Source organism: Bacteroidales bacterium (genome assembly GCA_018334875.1).
In the GTDB taxonomy this organism is placed as follows: domain Bacteria; phylum Bacteroidota; class Bacteroidia; order Bacteroidales; family UBA12077; genus JAGXLC01.
The window spans coordinates 1-20,830 of the sequence record JAGXLC010000050.1; the positions used below are offsets into that span (position 1 = coordinate 1).

The following is a 20,830-nucleotide window of genomic DNA, read 5'->3' on the forward strand; positions in this document are numbered from 1 at the left end:
TCTAAATTCTAAACTCTAAACTCTAAATTCTAAATTCTAAACTCTAAATTCTAAACTCTAAACTCTAAACTCTAAATTCTAAATTCCCCGCCTGCCGGAAGGCAGGTAAATCCTATACCAATTGACTAACAATTCCCCGTTGAAGTTCGGTATTTTTCTATAAGTGTGATCACCTCTCTGGTTTGTTTGACATCATGTACCCGTAAAATATCAGCACCTTGCATAAGCGCAATGCTGTTGAGCACTGTGGTGCCGTTGAGGGCTTCATTGGGTGTAGTATTCAAAATCTTATAGATCATTGATTTTCTAGACAATCCCACCATTATGGGCAGTTCAAATATCTTAAACTGCTCCAGATTGTGCAAGAGCTGATAATTGTGTTCAACATTTTTTCCAAAACCGAAACCCGGATCAAGAATAATGTCCTTTACCCCCATTTTTCTCAATTGATCATACTTCAGGGAGAAATAATCCGTTATCTCCTTCATCATATCTCCATAACGGGCCTTATATTTCATATCCTCCGGTGTGCCCTTCATGTGCATCATGATATAGGGCACCTGCAGCTTTGCTATGGTTTCAAACATAGCCGGGTCCATTTCCCCGGCAGATATATCATTGATTATATCCACCCGGTAATCACTAACCACTTGATCGGCAATTTCCGAACGAAAGGTATCTACTGACAGAATCACACCGGGATAATGTTTTCTGACCAAATCCAATACAGGCAAAAGTCTCTTCCGTTCTTCATCAATGGGAATATGGTCTGCTCCCGGCCGGGAAGAATATCCTCCTATATCAATTATATCGGCACCCTCAGCAACAAGGCGTCCCACCTGATCCTTTATCGTCTTCTCCTGAAAATATCTGCCTCCGTCGTAAAATGAATCGGGGGTAACATTCAATACCCCCATCACTTTCGGCTTTGAAAGATCAAGCAAAGCTCCGTTACAATTGATCATGTATTTCCGGGAAAAAAATGTATCTTTATCTTCCATAACAATTCAGTCAATTTGAAAACAAAAGTATAAAAATTAACCAGAAGAACTCGCAAAGGTTTGAATTCAAAAAGAAAAGTTATTGCCAATGAATTTCATCAACATAGAAGGACTTGATGCATCCGGAAAATCCACCCAGATCCAGCTTCTCAGGCAATATTTCCAGGAGCATAACATACCCTGTAAATATCTGCATTTTCCAAGAACAGAATCACCTGTGTTTGGAAAGCTGATCGCCATGTTTCTCAGAGGGGAGCTGGGAGAGATCAACTCGGTCAACCCCTATCTGGTGGCCCTTATTTATGCCGGCGACAGAAATGATGCCAAAACCACCATTCAAAAATGGATGGAAGAAAATTACCTGGTCCTGGTTGACCGGTATGTTTATTCCAATATTGCTTTTCAGGGGGCAAAATTAGAGAATGACAAAGAAATAGAAGCCCTTACCGACTGGATTAAGTACCTAGAGTATGAGTACCATCAGATTCCCCGCCCGGATATAAACCTTTATCTGGATGTGCCGGCTGAATTTACAAAAGTCCAACTTAAAGCCAAACGCCGGGGAACCGATCGCGAATATCTGCAAGGTAAAGAGGACATCCATGAAAAAGACCTGGGTTTTCAGGAAAGTGTACGAGAGATTTATCTCCGGGAAATCAGCAAAGAAGAAGATTTCAAATTGATCGACTGCAGGGACCAATCGGGAAAAATGCTTGATTCAACCCATATCAGAGACAAAATTCTGCAAAGGCTAAAATTATAACCACATATTCCCTCCAAATTTCATGGAATTTCCGTCAATTTCGTATTGTAGAATCCAGTTAAATGATATACCTTTACTTCCGAATTATTTTATTGTAAATCCTATAAATTGAAATACTTATGAAAAAAACAACCACTTTTTGGATATTGCTTGCGGTGATCATAGTTATTGTTGTGATCTTAAGCAGTGCAACATTCGTTACCATTCAGCCGGGAGAACGGGGCGTAATTTTCAGAAAATTCACCACCGGCCTGGATAAAGAACACATTTACGAACCCGGATTCAAAATGATTGCTCCATGGAATGAAATGAACTTTTACAGTATAAAGGAGCAGCAAACGGAACAGGAACTGGATGTACTCGACAAAAACGGACTGGACATTGCCATGGATGTGTCGGTACGCTTTAACCCCATTCCCGGAGATCTCGGCTACTTGCATGAAAATTTCGGCGACCAGTATATTTCCCAACTCGTCATTCCCGAGGTAAGATCTACCATCCGGCGTGTAGCAGGACGGTACACCGCTGAAGAAATATATTCAACCAAAAGAGAGGAAGTGGAATCATCAATCAAAACTGAAACAAGTCAGGTTTTAGGGGAAAACTTTGTAGAAATGCGGGCCTTACTGATCCGCTCCATTCAGTTGCCTACTCAAATAAAAGATGCCATTGAGAAAAAACTGCAACAGGAGCAGGAAGCTATGGCCTATGAATACAGATTGGAAAGAGAGAGGAGTGAGGCCGAAAGAAAAGAGATCGAAGCCGAAGGGGAAGCCCGGGCCAACAGGATCATAAGCGAGAGCCTGACACCCGAACTCTTAAAAATGCGGGGAATTGAGGCCACAATACAATTATCCGAATCACAAAATTCAAAAGTTGTTGTTATTGGAGGCGGAGAATCAGGCCTGCCTTTAATTCTGGGTAATCAATAACATGAAGTCCATAAACAAAAAATGAGGGTGTACGGAAAGTTCAAGAATTCCGTACACCCTCATTTTTTGCTCAACCTGGTTTCAGAGACCAGGGAAAATTATCCCTACAACAATGGCCACAGCAATAATTCACCTGTTTTTTTCAGTAAAAGCTCTTCCTGCCTCTAATGCCTGGAGGTTTTTCCCGACTACCTCCTCTCCTTTTCTGCTGAATATACTTCGAATGCCTTCTTTAAACCCATCAAAAGGGAGGTTAAAAAAAGGAGAAGCTGCACCCAGCAAAACCATATTCGAGGCTCTCCGCGCAGCCAGTTCGGAGGCTATGGAATCGGCATTCAGGGCAATATGATTCTTAACCTTTTTGATTTCTTCTATCAGCTCCCGCTCATCCGGATAACCGGAAATGTTTCGGTATGCTTTTGTATTGGATACCAGCCAACCTTGATTTGAGAGATAAGGTAAATATCTCAGCCCTTCCATAGGTTCGACGGATATGATGATATCGGCTTCTCCTTTGGGAATCAAATCCGAAAAGATCTCCTTATCTGAGAGCCGCATATGAGATTGCACGGCCCCTCCCCTTTGGCTCATACCGTGAACCTCAGATTGTTTCAGAAACAAATGGCTGTCTAATGCAGCCATGCCAATCGTGGCAGCAATGGATAATATACCCTGCCCGCCAACTCCGGCCAAAATTACGTCGGTTTTCATAATATCATCGTTAAAAAATTTGTTCCGGGAATTGGTTTTTTACCGTTATTTCAATCCCAGCTCCTTCAGTCTTGTATTCAATTCCTGATCTTTAGCAGTTTGTATACACTGCCTTCGCGGAATAATTACAGAAACCCCCTCATAGGCAAGCTCCTTCTTTATGAGCTGAACCATCTGATCAAGGTTTTTCTTGGTGGGCCGAAAAGTATGTATATGTTCCTTTTCCACACCAATGCCTTCACATATCTGCTCCAGTCTTCCAAGTGCGTGAGAATCCTGGCCACCGGTCATAGCCGTAGTAAAATTGTCAGAAATGATCACAGTTACAGGGCTTTGTTCTATAACACAATCCAATAATCCGGTCATTCCCGAATGGGTAAAAGTCGAATCTCCAATAACAGCTACGGCAGGCACCAATCCTGCATCGGCTGCTCCTTTAGCCATAGTTATGGAAGCCCCCATATCCACACACGAATTGATGGTTTCAAAAGGAGGCAATGCACCAAGGGTATAGCATCCTATATCAGAGAACACCCTTCCTTCATTGTACTCCCGCAAGGCTTCGTTAAGTGCCTTATATGATTCAATATGGCCACAACCCTCACACATAGACGGGGGCCTGTTTTTTACAACCTCAGGAATGGCTTCACCCGATTTGACCTCCATTCCCAGGGCAGCAGATACATGGTCGGGATTCATTTCTCCTGTTCTCGGAAGCGTGCCGTCCAGTTTACCCTTTATTGGTGTTCCTTTCCCCTGAAAACCTTTCAGTCTGTCTTCTATAAAGGGATAACCTTCCTCTACCACCAACACCTTTTCACACGAATCAAGTATCCTGTTCAGCATCCCGGAAGGCAACGGATACTGGCTTATTTTCAGCAACGGAAACTCCAGTTTGTGTTTTGTGTAATGCTCCATTACATAATTATAGGCTATGCCGCTGGCAATAATTCCCAGTTGCTTGTCCGGGCCGTCAAAATATTTATTGAATCCGAATGCTCCGGAAATCTCTTCCATACTTGCCTGCTTCGAGAGCAATGCCTCATATTTTTTTCGTGCAAAAACAGGGAGCAATACAAACTGACGCAAATTTTCGGGTACTGCAGTCTCATTCTGTGGTTTCTGCTCAAGGCAGCTTACAGTAGACCGGGAATGAGCCAGCCGGGTTGGAATCCTCAACAAAACAGGTAATTTCAATTGTTCCGAAAGTTCAAAACCATAATAGGCCATTTCGTATGCTTCCTGCTGATTGGAAGGTTCAAAAATGGGAATTCCGGCAAAATTGCCATAGAATCTGGAATCCTGTTCATTTTGTGAGGAATGCATGGAAGGATCATCGGCAACTGCAACAATCACTCCCCCGTTCACTCCGGTAAAGGAAGCATTCATAAAAGGATCGGCAGCTACATTCAAACCTATATGTTTCATACATACCATGGCTCTTTTGCCGGCATAGGACATGCCCAGGGCAGCTTCCATGGCTGTCTTTTCATTGGCCGACCATTCACGATGGATGTTCTTTTCTTCAGCATAACGGGAACTACGGACATATTCGGTAATCTCTGTGGAGGGGGTACCGGGATAGGCATAGATGCCCGACAAGCCTCCATCCAAAGCTCCCTGGGCAATGGCTTCATCTCCCAACAACAATAATGTATCCATTTCTATATATTTTGGTTGCATTTGACACGATTATAAAGAAAAATATCGCATACGGATGTCATGTAAAATTAAGTATAGACGGTTAACACCAATCTTCTCCGGTGTTTTCGGTTCCTGAATTCACATAAATAAATTCCCTGCCAGGTTCCTACATTCAAATGACCCTGCGAAATCGGAATAGTCAGAGATTGACCGAATAATGAAGATTTAATGTGTGCAGGCATATCATCGGACCCCTCCAGCGTATGGGTATAATGAGATGGATTCTCCGTAATAACCTCACGCATGGCCGAATCAAGATCATGACGGACCGAAGGATCGGCATTTTCATTTAAAGTCAGGGCTGCCGAGGTATGTTTTATGAATATATTCAACAGTCCCTTTTCCGGGACTTCCGGCATGTTTTCCCTGATTATCGAGGTGATTATATGAAATCCTCTTCCAAAAGAAGGTAAAGTTATTTCCTTTTGATAAATCATAATGTAATAATTAGCAGGTTTTGGGTCAGGTTTACAAAATTAATAAAAACTTCTCACTTCCCTTTTAAGATAATCTATGGCCACTTTTGCAGAAGATTGCTCCTGCTCCATAAAGCGTTCCAGTAACAAACGACTTAATTTTATAGCGGGGTCGTCCGGCTTCAAACTCTGGGCAGTAGTATTGATCAATTTTACAATGTTTTCCCGTGCACTTTTTACTACTTCCCATGCCTGGGGCGATACATAGATCTGCTGTGATACGTTGTGATCAAATTCCGACCTGATGGTTTGCAGCATTTTATTCTGAAGATCCCTAACGGTCAAATTGTCCTTGCTGATTCGCATCACCAGGGCATCGGGGGAAATTCTTTCCATAAAGAGCGTCAACCGCTCGTAAGCCTGCAATCTTACAGGGGTAACAATCTGCTTGTTTTTCATAATGATCTCATAATCCCTCTTTCGCTGATCATTTTTTATCAATATTCTGATCGTAAAATAGGCAGTGAAAAACACTATGAGTGCCGGCAGAATATATTTCAGTATCTCAAGTATAACCTCCATATGCACATATCTTTTTTGTAAAAATAATTGAAACTTACACAAAATTGCAATTTTTAAGGCGAATTACTTTAATGAGTAATCAAATTAACTTTTGATTCGGTTTAGATTAGACTTTTGATTCGAATAACTCGATATTTTATCATATTTTTGACAAAATTTATCTTTGATCAAAAAAAGCAAAGGAAGGATGAGCACTATATCAAAACGAATCCGGTCGCTTTCAGAATCCCAGACAATAGCCATGTCACAGAAAAGCGCGGAGTTGAAATCCAAAGGCAAGGACATCATCAACCTTAGCGTAGGCCAACCCGATTTCCACACCCCCGATCATATAAAAGAAGCTGCCATCCGGGCCATTCATGATAATTTCACCTCTTACCCCCCTGTACCGGGTTACAGGGATTTAAGAGAGGCTGTCGCAAAAAAATTACAGAAAGAGAATCATCTGGATTATTCCCCGGAACAAATTATTATCTCGGCCGGAGCAAAACATTCGCTGGCCAACGCTATGCTCTCCTTAGTCAACAAAGGCGATGAGGTGATTGTACCTGCCCCTTATTGGGTAAGTTATGTGGAGCAAGTAAAACTGGCCGAAGGCGAAAATGTGGTGGTTCAAACCGATATCGAAAACAATTTCAAAATCACGCCTGAACAGTTAAAAAATGCCATAACCGATAAAACAAAGGCGCTCATCTTGTGTTCTCCTTCCAATCCCACCGGAACCATCTACACCAGGGAGGAACTGGCAGAAATAGCTTCAGTAATCGAAAAAAGCCCTCGTAAAATCTTCGTTATTTCCGATGAGATATATGAATACATCAACTTCCTGGGCGAACATCAAAGTATCGCCCAATTCGACAACATCAGAGACCAGGTGGTCATCATTAACGGGGTTTCCAAAGGATTTGCAATGACGGGATGGCGGATCGGTTATATGGCCGCTCCAACGGAAATAGCCAATGCTGTGGCTAAATTGCAGGGTCAGGTAACCTCAGCCGCAGCTTCTATTTCGCAAAGAGCTGCCCTGGCTGCCATCAATTCCAACAAAGACTTTACAAAAGAAATGGTCAAAGCTTTTAAAAGAAGAAGAGATTTGGTAATGGATGGGCTCGGGCAGATTAAGGGAATAAAAAAATATACCCCACATGGGGCTTTTTATCTTTTCCCGGATATTTCTTACTATTTCGGAAAATCCTATGGTCAGAGGCAAATCAATAACGCCGCAGACCTTTGTTTTTACCTGCTGGAAGAAGCCAATGTTGCCCTTGTTCCGGGCAATGCTTTTGGATCGCCCAACAACATAAGAATATCCTATGCTGCATCTGATGACGCACTTCAGGAGGCGCTCAGAAGAATAAAAGCTTACCTCGACAAACTGGAATAGTTCAGGGTTTGAGTAACACTAGCTTATATGATATTGAATGGTATCAAGCACCTTTTTAATATTCAAAGGCTTTTCTATATAATCTTTTGCACCCAAATCCATTGCTTTTTGATGGCTCTGACTGTCGTCCCTGGCAGTAACAATGATTACAGGTATCTCAGTAATTTTCCCGCGGTCGGAAAGCCTTTTCATAAACTCAAACCCATCAAGCTGGGGCATCATTATATCCAGCAGGATCAGCCTGATCCCCGAATGTTTATCCACATAGTCCAGCCCTTTTTTAGGGTCCTCAGTGATGATTACCGAATATCCTTCATCTTCCAGGAGCCTCTGAAGTAAAAAAAGATTCGTGCCCGAATCATCTACGATTAATATATCGCCGGTTTGTGACATAAAAAATTGTTCAGTACGTTGATCATATAATTTCACTAAAATAACCAATTTTAGTTGTTTCAACAAAAAGATATGGAAATTAATCGATATTGAGCTGCTTTTTTAGATAAGATGATGAATGCATTTTGAAAAGAACAATTAATTTTGCCGGATTGAACAAAATTTATGAAAATGTCAAAAAGAAGGGAAAAAACACCACGCAGAAAACACATCACACTTGTCGGATTGGTCATACTGATTGTAGGTGCAGTAATAGCCTACAGGATATATGATAAGATATACGGCTCCAATATACAACTAAAAGAAAAAGAAAGCACGCACATATACATTCCTACGGGCTCGACGGAAAAAGATGTTTTCCGTATACTGGATACCAGTGATGTGATCCAAAACCTCAGTGAGTTCAAATGGATGGCTGAGAAAAAGAATTATCAGAACCACGTGCATCCCGGAAGATATCTGGTAAAAAACGGTATGAGCAATAACGCCCTGATCAATATGCTTCGGGCCGGCCGGCAGGATCCTGTTGACCTGACCTTTAACAACATTCGCAGAAAAAAGGAGCTTGCAGGCGTTATCTCTAAGCAGATTGAAGCCGATTCAGCCAGCATTATACGATTGCTTAATGACAAAGAGTATCTTAAGCAATATGGCGTTACCCCCAATACAGTTCATGCCCTGTTTATTCCCAATACATATGAGCTTTACTGGAATACTCCAGCCCGGGAATTAATCGAAAGGATGTACCGGGAATATGAACGTTTCTGGAACGAAGAAAGAAAAAACAAAGCCGAAAGCATGGATCTTACTCCTGTGGAAGCTTCCATACTGGCTTCCATTGTAAAAGAAGAAACCACAAAATCAGAGGAAATGCCAAAAATCGCAGGGGTATATATAAACAGACTTGAAAGAGGTATGAGGTTACAGGCCGATCCAACCATCAAATTCGCGATCGGGGATTTTTCAGTGAACAGAGTACTGGACAAGCATCTGCAAAAGGATTCTCCTTATAATACTTACAGGAACGCGGGTTTACCCCCAGGACCCATTTCTTTCCCCTCCATTACTGCTATTGAATCTGTACTCAATTACGAAAAGCATGATTACTTCTACTTTAGCGCCAGGCCAGATTTTTCCGGTTACCATAATTTTTCCAAAACCCATTATCAGCACATTCAAAATGCCAGAAAATACCAAAAAGCACTAAATGAGAAAAAAATCATGGAATGAGCAAGTCAACCCAGCCAAAGACTGAAAGAATAATAAGCTTTTCCGAATATGGGCAATCCTATTGTGTTCCCTCCGCCGAGTATTTCACCCTGTCAAGCATTAGGTTGACCTCAAGGGGGTCTATTTCGCGTTGTTCAAGATATTTACGGTCATCCAGAAAAGATTCAGCAAACTGTTTAAAACTGCTGTCTTCATGAGTGGCAGCATTTTTATAAGCTTCCTGAGCCTTTTCGATATCATTCATACACCAATATACATGACCCAGGGTGATATAATCAAAATATTTGCTTTCCTGGGCCAGCAGTTTGTGAAGATAGTTTTCAGCAGTTTCATATTTACCCAACACAAATGAACACCAAGCAATTGGCCTTCTGATCTTGGCATTCTCGGGAGCCAGATATTCCACCTTAAAATAATATTGCAGAGCTTCTTCATACCTTTGAAGTTGGAAGAGGCTATGTCCAATGAAGGCCTGGATATATAGATTATCAGGTTCATAATTCTCTGCTTCCTGATAATATTCCAGGGCTTTTTCAGGATTGTCAAGATATCGATAGCACAGGGCTATTTTTTTGGTAACCCATGCTTTGTTGGTATCATAAAGCTCCGCTTTGTGATAGTAATTCAACGCTTGCTGATAATCCCCCATCCGCTGGTAACTATAGGCGATCTTCTCTATCACTTCCGCCTCACTTTGCTCACTTTCTTCCAGGTTTTTAAAAACCTCCACTGCCTGGTCATATTTTTCACGCTCAAAATAAAACTCTGCAATATTCCTTCTTATCCTCTTGTTTTCAACAATGCGGTTATAAAATTTGGTGTTGTACATATCCAGTTTAAACTCAAAGATATCCTCAATCTCATTTTTCAGCGGATGAATTTTAAAAAACCTGTAAATGTCCTGAAGGTACTGAGTATATATGCTCTTGCTTTTGGCAAAATCATTGAGCAGTTCTTCATCCTGACCAATCTCTTCCATTTGTTTCATTTCCTCATTAAAGAGCTGCATCATGGTATTCTTCTGCTCAGCAGGTATATATTGAAGATTCAGACAGAAAGAATACTTATCTGAATTACACATAAAATGAGAAGTTTCCAGTTTTTCAACCAGCGGAGAGAGATCCTGATTTTCATCTGCCGATACAGAAGAAGCTATATCCTGATTTTCCTTGTAAAATGGGATGAACCAATTGCTGATACGTTTAAAAAATGAAAAATGTTTTAGCCGCCAGAATGCACTCATGAAAACATCCGAACCTTCCATCTGCATCTTTGAAAATTCCTGGATCTTGTCCAAAAGATCCGGTGAATCCTCAAAGACCTTTTCCCATTCGGGATTTTTATCTTCAAAGAATTTCTCCGATACAATATTTTCCAGATCAAGCTTCTTCTCAATATTGGGCCGCATTTTTAAAATTTCAGGCAGAATCTCCTCTTCCCATTTTTTGGTGATCTCTTCGGTTTCTTTAGATTTCAGTGTCTGAATGATGATGGCTTCAATATTTCTTTCCAGTTCTTCATCCCCCCGATAAGCCTCCAGTTTATCCATCAGTTGCGGATACAGGTCAATCCTGTTATCATATTTATAAAAGGCAAATATCAATCCTACCAAGGCTCTGTGCCATACCTGCTCTTCTCCTTTTTCGTAAAAGCGGAACAACAACTCGATCTTTCCGCTGTCAAAACAACGCAAAACACTCAAAGTCAATGCGCTTACAAACAACGATTTATCGTACCAGGCAAGCTTCTCAGAATCATTTATGGTTTCCAGCAGTTTATATTCAGCATCTCCATATTTATCGGTCAGCCAAATAATTCTGAATAACTTACTGTGAAGCTCGCTTCTCTCTTCCTGCGATAGCTGCTGATGTTCCGTTTGAATGTCGGCACCCCTGAGCAAATCATCAAGACTCTGATCAACCGCAAGTCGTTCAATCAACTCCTGAAAATCGGTTTTTTCCGAGGCAATCTCCTGCTCTAATTTCCATTTGGTTTTATAGATGGATGAACTTCCCGATCTGACCAATAAATGTTCCCTTAGCTGATCACCAACCTCCAGTACGGACATCAATAAATGCTGATATATCTCCTCCTTTTTGGGATCATCAAGTGCATTGAAAGCATGATTCAGAATATTGGCATAGGTTTCCCTGTGTTTATCCAGTTGTATGTTGAAATAATCCGATTCAGCCTCTTTTGCCATATCATATAAAACATCGAGTGCAAATCCCAATTTTCTGTTTCCAATAAATTCGGAAGCTTTTCTATGATTATCAATTATGTTCTTAAAGGTCATAATATTATATGGTGTGATACAATTTTATAGTTTATATCCTGTAAAGATCTGACAAAAAACATACCATTGGTGTTTCCCGAATAAATCAGCAGAAAATAATGCCAAAACAACAGGATAACTAAAAAGTGCTTCCATTGAAGCCCCACATGTGTGGCTGAATATTGATATAATTAATAAAAACCCTGTAAGCGGGAATTTCCAGATTATTTTTTACGAAACTTGTCAGGCTTTTTGTCAATTCTCCCGTCTTATCCTCTGGCAAACGAATACTCCGCAGTTCAATAAAAGCCAATATATCATCATTATTTCCAAAAGTCATACTCCGGTTATCCTCACATTCAATCATAATATACTTTTCAGGTTTGTTCAGATCTTTAACCAACAAGTCGGTAAGATCTTTCATGAGCTGTTGTTTCTTGTTTTCGCTCAGTTGTTTATTGCTTTTTAATTTCAGATAAGGCATAATGCTTCTTTTTATATTTAAACGTTGAGCAAGTTAACCTGCATTATTCATAAATTTTTATAAATATAAATAAAATGCAGGTTAACCCCAACTTAGGTGAACTTAAATTTTTGAAAAAAATTTTAGTGAACCTTAGTCGCTGTCGGAGACAGGAATAATTCTTGAATTATTCGGGTTAAATGAAATAAAAGACAATTCAAACTTTACACTTTATTTTAGGCGCTTACCGGTCAAATTCTTGCTTTTTTTGGCAAAACTTGCCCGGTAAGGTACTGCTCCAAAAATCAAAAAATTTAACTTTGAACGCCGGTAAATTGTTCTTTCTTCAAACCAGTTTACTTAACAAATGAATAAAGTAAAGAGGGCGCGCGCATGGAACATACTGGAAAAACTTAAAACCCGGATAATTAATATTCTCTGGAATGACAGTCCTTTCGGATATAATAATGACCATATGCTCATTCCCTGGCTCCGGGAAGAAGCAGAACATGCCATTAAAGAATTGAAATTGCCCGAAAAAGAGGAACAGTATTTTTTGATCAAGATAGAACAGATTATCGGTGAATATACGGAAGGGTGATGAATGTCATTCTGGCATGCACCCGTCTTATTTACATGAACCTGACATGATCAGCCGGTTTAATGTTTACTGGGTTGATCCGCTGCTGACCTTTTTGATACGCATATTCATCATACGTGCAACATACGGGGTATTAAAAGAGACGGTAGAAATTCTGATGCAGGCGACCCCGGAATTTCTGGATATCAGCGAAATTAAGCACAATCTGGAAACCCACCCGAAAGTAGAAAACATTCATCACATTCATGCCTGGCGTTTGTCCGATAATCAGGTACACTTCGAATGTCATGCCGATTTATGCAGCAACTACTCCATACAGGAAGCAGACAAAATAAGAAAAGACCTGGAAAGTAAATTAAAACATTCATTTAAGATTCACCATGTAACCATACAGATGGAATACCATACATGCCGTGATAAACGAATAATCGTGTCAGGCAACAGGGAATAAAATAAACTGAATATTTCTGATATTCAATGTTTATCAAAACACATCTTCATCATCAGGAAAAAAGGATTTATGAAAATTCACCAGGTATAATTTTTCCGTTGCACGGGTAAAGGCTGTATAAAGCCATCGGTAAAACTCCTTATTGATCATTTCCCCGGTTATATAACCATGATCTACAAAAACCACCTTCCATTGACCTCCCTGAGCCTTATGGCAGGTAACCGCATAGGCAAACTTCACCTGCAAAGCATTGAAATAGGGATTCTCCCGTACTTTTTTATATCTCGCTTTTTTGGTTTTGAGATCCTGATAATCCTCTAAAACACTTTGAAACAGATTTTGGTTCTCTTCCTTTGAGAGCGAGGCCTGATTGGTGTAAAGGGTATCCATCAATACTTTTGCATCAATCTCGAGATCATCATAGTCCACAAAGCGAAGGGTAAGATCAGCAAACCGATAACCGTATAATGACTGGTAGCCCTTTATATCAACTACTTCCACAATATCTCCGTTGGCGACAAAATCCAGTTTTTCCTCCTCATCTATCCAGAAATAGTTGTTCTTGACCACCATCAGGAAATCACCAATTGCCAGCTCTTCCTCTCTCCAAAGTATCTGGTTCCTTATTCCCTGGTTGAAGTTGTTGGCTCTTTTATTGGAACGGGTCACGATCACCGTTTCTTCGATACCATGTTGATCATAGGCGTCAGAAATCAGTTCCACCATTTCCGATCCAACCGTGCGTTCGATATCGGGAAATTCTTTCACCTGGAATTTAGGGTAATCAGAAGTTTCCTGTTCTATCATCTGCCTCAACAGAGTTGCATTATACAGTATGCCCGATTCTTTGCTTTGTCTCAGGATATCGGTTAAAAACGCCCGCTTAACATTCAGGCCATAACCTTCCAGTTGTGATGGATCAAGAGCAGGGCTCAGGTCCATCTTTACAGGAGGAAGCTGGGCAGTATCACCGAGAAGTATCAATTTACAGGAATGGCCCTGGTAAACATATTCAATCAGATCATCAAGCAGACGGCCGCTACCGAAAATCGACATTTCAAACGACTGGTTGGAAATCATGGAAGCTTCATCAACGATGAAATAGGTATTTTTATAAAGATTTTTGTCCAGTGCAAAATCACCAAAACCGTCCTGGGCAGATTTTTGCCTGTAAATTTTTTTATGAATGGTATATGCCGGTTTATAGGTATAGGAACCAAGCACCTTGGCGGCCCTGCCTGTAGGCGCCATTAAAATACTGTTGATTTTGAATGAATATAAGGTATTGACCAATGTTTTTATGGTAGTCGTTTTTCCTGTGCCTGCATATCCGGTAAGCAGAAAAATTTCATCCGCTCCCCAATTCATTATAAAATCTGCCAGAGAAGCAAACAATCTTTTCTGACTTTCGGTAGGAGTATAATTTAAATTTTTTGTCAATTCACCTTCAATGTGTTTTTTTAACATCTCAGCAATTACTTTGTAATTTTATCTACTTTTTTTATATTTGCCACCGAGCAAATTTAAAAATAAAGCCAACAAAAAAATGAAAACAGTTTTACGGATCATTTTAGCAGTTGTTATAGTCGGTTTGATTTACGGTCTCTACAGAAGTATTCAAACCCCTATTGAATTCAGGCAGGCGAAACAACAAAGGTACAATGCTACCATTCAAAAATTAAGAAACATTCGTACAGCTCAGCTTGCTTTCAAAAACGAATATGGTCGTTTCACAGGCAGCTTTGATACCCTTATCGATTTTGTAAATAACGATTCCTTAAGGGTTGTAAGAGCGGTTGGTCGTATTTCCGACGAATTAATTGAAAAGGGAATGACAGAGCAGGAAGCTTTAAGAAAAGGTATTATTGAAAGGGACACACTCAGGGTTTCCGTGAGAGACTCTTTATTTGGACCTGAGTACAACGCAGATTTGCTATGGAAAGTCCCCTATACCAATGATACATTCCAGTTGGGTGCAGGAAGCGTTGAGACTGGAAACGTAGATGTTGAAGTATTCGAAGCAAAAGTGCACAACGATGTACTGTTGCATGACCAGAACGAACAGTTGGTGATCAACCTCAACGAAAGGATGTCGAAGAAACAAAACAAATTCCCGGGCGTTAAAGTTGGCGATTTGGATGAGCCCAACAACAACGCGGGAAACTGGGAATAACACATTCTTTTTATGAGAGATTTCTCTTTTGTTGATGAAACCATAGATCTCAACAGGGCACATTCATACAGATTATCCATTCAATTCAGTTTGAATGGATTTTCTTTTTCCATACTGGACCTGATCAGGGGTAAATATGTAGCACTCAAGCATACAAACCTTGAGCAGGAATACACCCCGGATCAAAAGGCTGAAAAAATTCAGGAAATATTCAATTCAGACCCCTGCTTACAGGTTGGATACAAAAAAGTGATGGTGCTTGTAGTGACCCCGAAATCTGTACTCATACCCGCTTCTTATTTCAAACAAAAGGATCTTATTCAATACTTTAAGTTTAATTACGACCTTCAGGAACTGGATGAAATTCACTTCAATTATCTTCAGGACATTGAAGCCTATAACATATTCTCTATTCCCAATCCGGTCAGTAACGTGATCACAGCAAAGTTCAACAATGCTCAATTTTACCAGCAGGGCCTCCCCCTGATCAGCTATTACATCAATAGCGCTCACGGAGATAATACCTGTTCTGCCTTATCCATCAATGAAGACTTTATTGATATTGCTGTGCTCAACAGGTCCAGACTGCATTTGTATAACAGTTATTACTGGTCTGCTTATGACGATATCATTTACTATCTGTTATATGTTTATAAACAACTGAACCTGGAGGTTTCAGAAAACGAACTGCATGTGAACGGGGATATGGAGAATAGAAAAGAACTAAAAAACATGATCAGTCAATATTTAAAAAAAATCCATTACCATAAGCCTCCTTCTGAATTTACCTATAGTTATACATTTACAAAAGACAAATCACATCATTTCACCAATTTATTCAGATTGAACCTGTGCGTATAATTAGCGGAAAATACGGCGGCAGAATTTTCAGACCTCCCAAAAAACTGGATGCAAGACCTACCACTGACTTTGCAAAGGAAAATCTGTTTAATATACTGGAAAACCGGTTTGACTTCGACAACCTCACTGCACTGGATCTTTTTGCAGGTACAGGCAATATCGGTTTTGAACTGGTTTCCAGAGGATGTAAACAGGTGACAGCTATAGAAAAAAACCGGAAAAACATTGGGTTCATCAACCGGATCATTGATCAGTTAGGCATTGATAACCTTACAGTAATAAAAACAGATGCATTTAAATTTATTGCATCCACCCATGAACAATATGATCTCATATTTGCTGATCCCCCATACAGCCTGGAAGGCATAGAAACACTCCCCTCCCTTATCAATGAATATAACCTGTTGAGAAAGGGAGGATATTTTATTCTCGAACATTCCAAAGAAACGGTTGTTCCTGAAAATTCCCAATTTATCGAACACCGTAGATACGGTCATGTACATTTCAGTTTTTTTTCCTCCACTTCCTGACTTTTCCTCACCAACTGACTATTTGTCAGCTATCCTTGGGTGGCATATCATTTGTTGCATACTAGCAAGAAAACTTTAATGTAAAACCTTTTAAATATCAGGGAATTATGGAAAGTGGAAAAATTGGAGTAACTGCAGAAAACATTTTTCCGATTATAAAAAAATTTCTCTATTCAGATAATGAAATTTTTCTGAGGGAACTTCTGTCCAATTCTGTGGATGCCACCCAAAAAATGAAGAAAATAGCCTCCGTCGGCGACTATGAAAAAGATCTGGGCGATCTGACCATACATGTGAAAGTGGATAAGAACAATAAAACCATCACCGTGTCGGACCGCGGAATTGGAATGACGGAGGAGGAGATAAAAAAATACATCAATGATGTGGCCTTCTCCAGTGCCCAGGAATTCGTCAATAAATACCAGGATCCGGCCGCCATTATCGGTAAATTTGGCCTGGGTTTCTATTCAGCCTTTATGGTGGCAGATAAAGTGGAAATTTATACCCAATCCTACCAGGAAGATGCAAAAGCAATGCACTGGGTTTGTGATGGCAGTCCGGAATATCAACTGGAGGAAACCGAAAAAGAAGACAGGGGCACAGATATAGTAGTGCACCTTGACAAGGATTCCGAAGAATACATGGATGAAAACAGGGTCAACGAGGTATTGAACAAATATTGCAAATTCCTCCCCGTGCCCATCGCTTTTGGTAAAAAGAAAGATTATGACGAAAATGGCAAAGAGATAGAAACTGATGAAGACAACATCATCAACGATACCAAGCCATTATGGAAGGAACAACCCACAGAATTAAAGGATGAGGATTACAAGGAATTCTACAGGAAACTCTATCCAATGGCCGAAGACCCTTTGTTCTATATTCACCTCAATGTGGATTATCCCTTTAATCTGGAAGGCATTCTCTATTTTCCGAAAATCAGGAACAACATTGAAGTCCAAAAGAATAAGATACAACTTTATGCCAACCAGGTTTTCGTTACCGATTCGGTAGAAAATATCGTACCCGAATTTCTGACACTGCTGCACGGAGTAATCGATTCTCCGGATATCCCCTTAAATGTGTCCAGAACTTATCTGCAGGGCGATCCGAATGTGAAGAAAATTTCAAATCACATCACCAAAAAAGTTGCCGACAGACTGGAAGAACTCTTCAAGAAGGACCGGGAGGATTTCGAGAACAAATGGGACGACCTGAAGCTTTTCATAGAATATGGTATTCTCACCAATGAAAAATTTTATGAAAGGGCCAAAAACTTTGCCCTTTTCAAAAATACAGATGGCAAATATTTCAGTTTCGATGAATACCAGGAATACATAAAAGAAAAACAAACCGATAAGAACAATACACTGGTATATCTTTATGCCACGGATGTGGAGAAACAATATTCATTCATCGAAAGTGCCAAAGAAAAAGGCTATGATGTACTTGCTATGGAAGGCCAGCTTGATACCCATTTCATCAACTTTCTTGAACAGAAATTTGAAAACAGCCATTTTGCCAGGGTAGATGCTGATGTGGTAGATAATCTCATTCAAAAAGAAGATAAAAAAGAAACCGAGCTATCGCAGGAAGAACAGAATGAACTGGCTTCCATTTTCAAAAGTCAGCTCCCCAACATCGGTAATTTTAACGTAACCTTTGAGCCACTGGGTGAAAATGAAGAGCCTTTGACCATTACCCAGTCTGAGTTCATGCGCCGTATGAAAGATATGGCAGAGCTGGGGGGTGGTCCAATGCAGTTCTACGGACAAATGCCTGACAGTTATAACCTGGTGGTCAACACCAACCATAGATTGGTGGAAAAGATCCGGCAGGAAAAAGATGAAAAGCTGGGCAATGAGCTGACAAAAATCAACAATGAGATCAAACCCCTGCAGGATGAAAAGGATCGGATCAACAAGGCAAATGAAGATAAGAAAGACGAGGAAATGCCCCAGGCTGACAAGGACAACCTGCAGGACCTGGATAAACAGATCAGCGAATACCAGAACCAGAAAGAAAGCAAACTGAAAGAATTTGCCAAAGAGAATAACCTGGTAAAACAACTGATTGATCTTGCCCTGCTGGCAAATAATATGCTGAAAGGAGAATCGCTTGACAGATTTGTTAAACGAAGCGTGGATATGATCGACTAATTACAAAGCAGGCCAATCAATAAAATCCCGGTATTGTTTAACATACCGGGATTTTTTATTATCTATTAAGTATAATTGTTGGTTGTGGGATTTTCTTTCTATCTTTATTCTTTTAATTGATGAAACAATGAATAAAAATACCACAATTGGCATCATCATTCCCCAGGTGAAAACACAAGAAGAAGCTGAATATGCTGCTCATTTTGCAAAATATGCGCCGCTGGGAGGTCGAAGCGTTGGAATATCAAGGGCGCATGGCTATGGAATGACATTTTCAATAAAAACAAATCAATATACGAACCCCTACAAATTTAATTCATTATGAAAAGCTTATTTCTTGCAATTCTGACAATTGTATTAGCCATGAATGTTTCATTTGGTCAAGACCGCATCACAGGAAAAAATTTTGCCACCCGTTCCGAGGTTATTGCCCGGCACGGTATGGCATGTACCAGTCAACCACTGGCCAGCCAGGTGGCCATCGATATCCTTAAAAATGGCGGCAATGCAATAGACGCTGCTATTGCAGCCAATGCCACGCTGGGATTAATGGAACCTACCGGCAACGGTATAGGAGGCGATCTTTTTGCAATCGTCTGGGACGCCGACACCGAAGAACTATACGGCTTGAACGCCAGCGGACGCTCACCGAAATCCTTGAAGCTTGAATACTTCAAAAAGCACGGGTATGAAAGCATACCGGCTCATGGTCCCCTTCCGGTTTCTGTACCGGGTTGTGTGGATGGATGGTTTGAGCTGCATGAAAAATTCGGGTCCATGAGCATGGAGCAGGTGCTTCAGCCGGCCATTGGCTATGCCCGGGAAGGTTTTCCCGTTAGCGAACTCATCGCCTATTACTGGCAGATCAACGCCAACTATTTGCAGAAATTCCCGGGTTTTGAGGAAATTTTTATGCCTGGCGGGAAAGCCCCGGAAAAGGGAGAAATCTTCAAAAACCCTTATCTGGCCAATACCCTGGAAAAAATTGCCAAAGGAGGCAGGGATGTATTCTATGAAGGGGAAATCGCCAGAAAGATCGATGCCTATATGGAAAAACATGCCCCCAGGTATATGAAAGGAGAAAAAGGCGAAGGAGGCTATCTGCGCTATGAAGACCTGGCTGCCCATCAGTCCGAATGGGTGGAACCCGTCTCCACAAACTACAGGGGATATAATGTATGGGAATTGCCGCCGAACGGACAGGGCATAGCAGCTTTACAGATACTCAACATTCTCGAGGGATTCGACATCCGATCCATGGGATTTGGCAGCAAAGAGCACATCCACACCTTTACCGAGGCCAAAAAACTGGCCTTCGAGGATCGGGCCAAATTTTACGCAGATCCTGATTTTGCTAACATCCCCCTGGAAAAATTGATTTCCAAAGACTATGCCGACCAGCGCAGAAAATTGATTGACCCCGGACGGGCTTCCCAAAGCTATCCTGCTGGAAAGCTGGAGCAGGGCAATACCATTTATCTGACTGTAGCCGATGAACAGGGCAACATGGTTTCTTTGATCCAGAGCAATTACAGGGGAATGGGATCCGGAATGACCCCCGGTAAACTGGGATTCGTTTTGCAGGACCGCGGCGAACTTTTTACACTGGAGGAAGGTCATAACAATGTTTATGAATCCGAAAAAAGACCTTTTCACACCATTATCCCCGCTTTTATTACAAAAGACGGCGAACCTTTCATGAGTTTCGGCGTGATGGGCGGATCCATGCAACCCCAAGGACATGCCCAGATCGTTATGAATATTGTGGATTTCGGAATGAACCTCCAGGAAGCGGGAGATGCACCCCGAATAAGGCACGCGGGCTCTTCGCAGCCCACAGGCGAAGAAATGACCGACGGAGGAACACTTTACCTGGAATCCGGATACGATTATCCGGTAGTTCGCGAGCTGATTAAAACGGGGCATGATGTGGAATATACCGTGGGAGGTTTCGGTGGCTATCAGGCCATAAAATACGACACGGAAAACGGTGTGTATTATGGTGCCTCTGAGTCACGAAAAGACGGCCAGGCCATCGGTTATTGAGATTAAGAAAAACATTGAAAATAAACTTTTATGGCATCAGGTCCGGTTCTTATACTCATTTTGATCCTCTCAATAGGGTTCATCATTCTGGCAACTGCCAGGCTAAAAGTTCATCCCTTCATTGTGCTGATCACCACCTGTTTCCTGGTAGCCCT

Annotated in this window: 21 protein-coding genes; 12 read left to right on the forward strand and 9 right to left on the reverse strand. The window is 41.0% G+C overall.

The window, feature by feature from the left end; translation table 11 throughout:
* Positions 1–125 precede the first annotated feature (125 nt).
* Positions 126–1,001, reverse strand: coding sequence for a dihydropteroate synthase (gene folP / locus KGY70_06330; GenBank protein MBS3774782.1), 876 nt, complete (start codon positions 999–1,001; stop codon positions 126–128).
* Between the two features lie 88 nt (positions 1,002–1,089).
* Between folP and tmk the strand changes: the two genes are divergently transcribed.
* Together tmk and KGY70_06340 are read left to right on the forward strand one after the other, a co-directional pair.
* Positions 1,090–1,764, forward strand: a complete 675-nt coding sequence (tmk, locus tag KGY70_06335) for a dTMP kinase (GenBank protein ID MBS3774783.1) — start codon at positions 1,090–1,092, stop codon at positions 1,762–1,764.
* A 119-nt stretch (positions 1,765–1,883) separates the two neighbouring features.
* Positions 1,884–2,696, forward strand: coding sequence for a prohibitin family protein (locus KGY70_06340; GenBank protein MBS3774784.1), 813 nt, complete (start codon positions 1,884–1,886; stop codon positions 2,694–2,696).
* A gap of 129 nt (positions 2,697–2,825) precedes the next feature.
* Here the strand turns inward: KGY70_06340 and KGY70_06345 are convergent, their stop codons facing one another.
* The 4 genes from KGY70_06345 to KGY70_06360 form a co-directional block, all read right to left on the reverse strand.
* Entirely contained in the window at positions 2,826–3,407 is a 582-nt protein-coding gene (locus KGY70_06345; GenBank protein ID MBS3774785.1) for an indolepyruvate oxidoreductase subunit beta, read from the reverse strand.
* A gap of 45 nt (positions 3,408–3,452) precedes the next feature.
* The gene (locus KGY70_06350; protein ID MBS3774786.1) at positions 3,453–5,069 is read right to left on the reverse strand and encodes an indolepyruvate ferredoxin oxidoreductase; all 1,617 of its coding nucleotides are present in this window, start codon (positions 5,067–5,069) and stop codon (positions 3,453–3,455) included.
* 68 nt (positions 5,070–5,137) lie between these two features.
* The gene (locus tag KGY70_06355; protein ID MBS3774787.1) at positions 5,138–5,548 is read right to left on the reverse strand and encodes a secondary thiamine-phosphate synthase enzyme YjbQ; all 411 of its coding nucleotides are present in this window, start codon (positions 5,546–5,548) and stop codon (positions 5,138–5,140) included.
* A gap of 39 nt (positions 5,549–5,587) precedes the next feature.
* Positions 5,588–6,109, reverse strand: a complete 522-nt coding sequence (locus tag KGY70_06360; protein ID MBS3774788.1) for a hypothetical protein — start codon at positions 6,107–6,109, stop codon at positions 5,588–5,590.
* A 187-nt stretch (positions 6,110–6,296) separates the two neighbouring features.
* Here KGY70_06360 and KGY70_06365 point away from each other — a divergent pair, with 187 nt between their 5' ends.
* Entirely contained in the window at positions 6,297–7,493 is a 1,197-nt protein-coding gene (locus KGY70_06365; GenBank protein MBS3774789.1) for a pyridoxal phosphate-dependent aminotransferase, read from the forward strand.
* An 18-nt stretch (positions 7,494–7,511) separates the two neighbouring features.
* Here KGY70_06365 and KGY70_06370 read toward each other — a convergent pair whose 3' ends face one another.
* Positions 7,512–7,922 (reverse strand): response regulator, encoded by a 411-nt coding sequence (locus KGY70_06370; protein ID MBS3774790.1) that lies wholly within the window; start codon positions 7,920–7,922, stop codon positions 7,512–7,514.
* 135 nt (positions 7,923–8,057) lie between these two features.
* Here KGY70_06370 and mltG point away from each other — a divergent pair, with 135 nt between their 5' ends.
* Positions 8,058–9,116 carry an endolytic transglycosylase MltG gene (gene mltG, locus KGY70_06375; GenBank protein MBS3774791.1) on the forward strand — a complete coding sequence of 353 codons (1,059 nt, stop codon included), beginning with the start codon at positions 8,058–8,060 and terminating at the stop codon, positions 9,114–9,116.
* A 58-nt stretch (positions 9,117–9,174) separates the two neighbouring features.
* Here mltG and KGY70_06380 read toward each other — a convergent pair whose 3' ends face one another.
* Positions 9,175–11,412, reverse strand: a complete 2,238-nt coding sequence (locus KGY70_06380; protein MBS3774792.1) for a tetratricopeptide repeat protein — start codon at positions 11,410–11,412, stop codon at positions 9,175–9,177.
* Positions 11,413–11,530: 118 nt separating this feature from the next.
* Positions 11,531–11,875 (reverse strand): DUF1904 family protein, encoded by a 345-nt coding sequence (locus tag KGY70_06385; GenBank protein ID MBS3774793.1) that lies wholly within the window; start codon positions 11,873–11,875, stop codon positions 11,531–11,533.
* Positions 11,876–12,221: 346 nt separating this feature from the next.
* Here KGY70_06385 and KGY70_06390 point away from each other — a divergent pair, with 346 nt between their 5' ends.
* On the forward strand, positions 12,222–12,455 hold the full coding sequence (locus KGY70_06390; protein ID MBS3774794.1) for a hypothetical protein: 234 nt from the start codon (positions 12,222–12,224) through the stop codon (positions 12,453–12,455).
* A 16-nt stretch (positions 12,456–12,471) separates the two neighbouring features.
* Entirely contained in the window at positions 12,472–12,906 is a 435-nt protein-coding gene (locus KGY70_06395) for a cation diffusion facilitator family transporter (protein MBS3774795.1), read from the forward strand.
* A gap of 33 nt (positions 12,907–12,939) precedes the next feature.
* Here the strand turns inward: KGY70_06395 and KGY70_06400 are convergent, their stop codons facing one another.
* Positions 12,940–14,373: an AAA family ATPase gene (locus KGY70_06400; protein ID MBS3774796.1), complete on the reverse strand. Its 1,434-nt coding sequence runs from the start codon at positions 14,371–14,373 to the stop codon at positions 12,940–12,942.
* Between the two features lie 79 nt (positions 14,374–14,452).
* Here KGY70_06400 and KGY70_06405 point away from each other — a divergent pair, with 79 nt between their 5' ends.
* From KGY70_06405 to ggt, 6 genes are all read left to right on the forward strand, one after another.
* Complete coding sequence (locus tag KGY70_06405) at positions 14,453–15,079, forward strand: hypothetical protein (protein MBS3774797.1); 627 nt, start codon at positions 14,453–14,455, stop codon at positions 15,077–15,079.
* Between the two features lie 12 nt (positions 15,080–15,091).
* The gene (locus tag KGY70_06410; protein ID MBS3774798.1) at positions 15,092–15,940 is read left to right on the forward strand and encodes a DUF3822 family protein; all 849 of its coding nucleotides are present in this window, start codon (positions 15,092–15,094) and stop codon (positions 15,938–15,940) included.
* Positions 15,931–16,470 carry a 16S rRNA (guanine(966)-N(2))-methyltransferase RsmD gene (rsmD, locus tag KGY70_06415; GenBank protein ID MBS3774799.1) on the forward strand — a complete coding sequence of 180 codons (540 nt, stop codon included), beginning with the start codon at positions 15,931–15,933 and terminating at the stop codon, positions 16,468–16,470. The genes KGY70_06410 and rsmD overlap by 10 nt, the downstream gene beginning before the upstream one ends.
* Before the next feature lie 107 nt (positions 16,471–16,577).
* Positions 16,578–18,629, forward strand: coding sequence for a molecular chaperone HtpG (gene htpG / locus KGY70_06420; protein ID MBS3774800.1), 2,052 nt, complete (start codon positions 16,578–16,580; stop codon positions 18,627–18,629).
* Positions 18,630–18,756: 127 nt separating this feature from the next.
* Positions 18,757–18,954 (forward strand): hypothetical protein, encoded by a 198-nt coding sequence (locus tag KGY70_06425; protein ID MBS3774801.1) that lies wholly within the window; start codon positions 18,757–18,759, stop codon positions 18,952–18,954.
* The gene (gene ggt / locus KGY70_06430; protein MBS3774802.1) at positions 18,951–20,675 is read left to right on the forward strand and encodes a gamma-glutamyltransferase; all 1,725 of its coding nucleotides are present in this window, start codon (positions 18,951–18,953) and stop codon (positions 20,673–20,675) included. Before KGY70_06425 ends, ggt begins: the two co-directional genes overlap by 4 nt.
* Positions 20,676–20,830 lie beyond the last annotated feature (155 nt).

What these genes read in the sequence shown, in the direction of transcription:
- folP (MBS3774782.1), bottom strand. Translation starts at nt 1,001, where the DNA reads ATGGAAGATAAAGATACATTTTTTTCCCGGAAATACATGATCAATTGT.
- tmk (MBS3774783.1), top strand. Translation starts at nt 1,090, where the DNA reads ATGAATTTCATCAACATAGAAGGACTTGATGCATCCGGAAAATCCACC.
- KGY70_06340 (MBS3774784.1), top strand. Translation starts at nt 1,884, where the DNA reads ATGAAAAAAACAACCACTTTTTGGATATTGCTTGCGGTGATCATAGTT.
- KGY70_06345 (MBS3774785.1), bottom strand. Translation starts at nt 3,407, where the DNA reads ATGAAAACCGACGTAATTTTGGCCGGAGTTGGCGGGCAGGGTATATTA.
- KGY70_06350 (MBS3774786.1), bottom strand. Translation starts at nt 5,069, where the DNA reads ATGGATACATTATTGTTGTTGGGAGATGAAGCCATTGCCCAGGGAGCT.
- KGY70_06355 (MBS3774787.1), bottom strand. Translation starts at nt 5,548, where the DNA reads ATGATTTATCAAAAGGAAATAACTTTACCTTCTTTTGGAAGAGGATTT.
- KGY70_06360 (MBS3774788.1), bottom strand. Translation starts at nt 6,109, where the DNA reads ATGGAGGTTATACTTGAGATACTGAAATATATTCTGCCGGCACTCATA.
- KGY70_06365 (MBS3774789.1), top strand. Translation starts at nt 6,297, where the DNA reads ATGAGCACTATATCAAAACGAATCCGGTCGCTTTCAGAATCCCAGACA.
- mltG (MBS3774791.1), top strand. Translation starts at nt 8,058, where the DNA reads ATGTCAAAAAGAAGGGAAAAAACACCACGCAGAAAACACATCACACTT.
- KGY70_06380 (MBS3774792.1), bottom strand. Translation starts at nt 11,412, where the DNA reads ATGACCTTTAAGAACATAATTGATAATCATAGAAAAGCTTCCGAATTT.
- KGY70_06385 (MBS3774793.1), bottom strand. Translation starts at nt 11,875, where the DNA reads ATGCCTTATCTGAAATTAAAAAGCAATAAACAACTGAGCGAAAACAAG.
- KGY70_06390 (MBS3774794.1), top strand. Translation starts at nt 12,222, where the DNA reads ATGAATAAAGTAAAGAGGGCGCGCGCATGGAACATACTGGAAAAACTT.
- KGY70_06395 (MBS3774795.1), top strand. Translation starts at nt 12,472, where the DNA reads ATGCACCCGTCTTATTTACATGAACCTGACATGATCAGCCGGTTTAAT.
- KGY70_06400 (MBS3774796.1), bottom strand. Translation starts at nt 14,373, where the DNA reads ATGTTAAAAAAACACATTGAAGGTGAATTGACAAAAAATTTAAATTAT.
- KGY70_06405 (MBS3774797.1), top strand. Translation starts at nt 14,453, where the DNA reads ATGAAAACAGTTTTACGGATCATTTTAGCAGTTGTTATAGTCGGTTTG.
- KGY70_06410 (MBS3774798.1), top strand. Translation starts at nt 15,092, where the DNA reads ATGAGAGATTTCTCTTTTGTTGATGAAACCATAGATCTCAACAGGGCA.
- htpG (MBS3774800.1), top strand. Translation starts at nt 16,578, where the DNA reads ATGGAAAGTGGAAAAATTGGAGTAACTGCAGAAAACATTTTTCCGATT.
- KGY70_06425 (MBS3774801.1), top strand. Translation starts at nt 18,757, where the DNA reads ATGAATAAAAATACCACAATTGGCATCATCATTCCCCAGGTGAAAACA.
- ggt (MBS3774802.1), top strand. Translation starts at nt 18,951, where the DNA reads ATGAAAAGCTTATTTCTTGCAATTCTGACAATTGTATTAGCCATGAAT.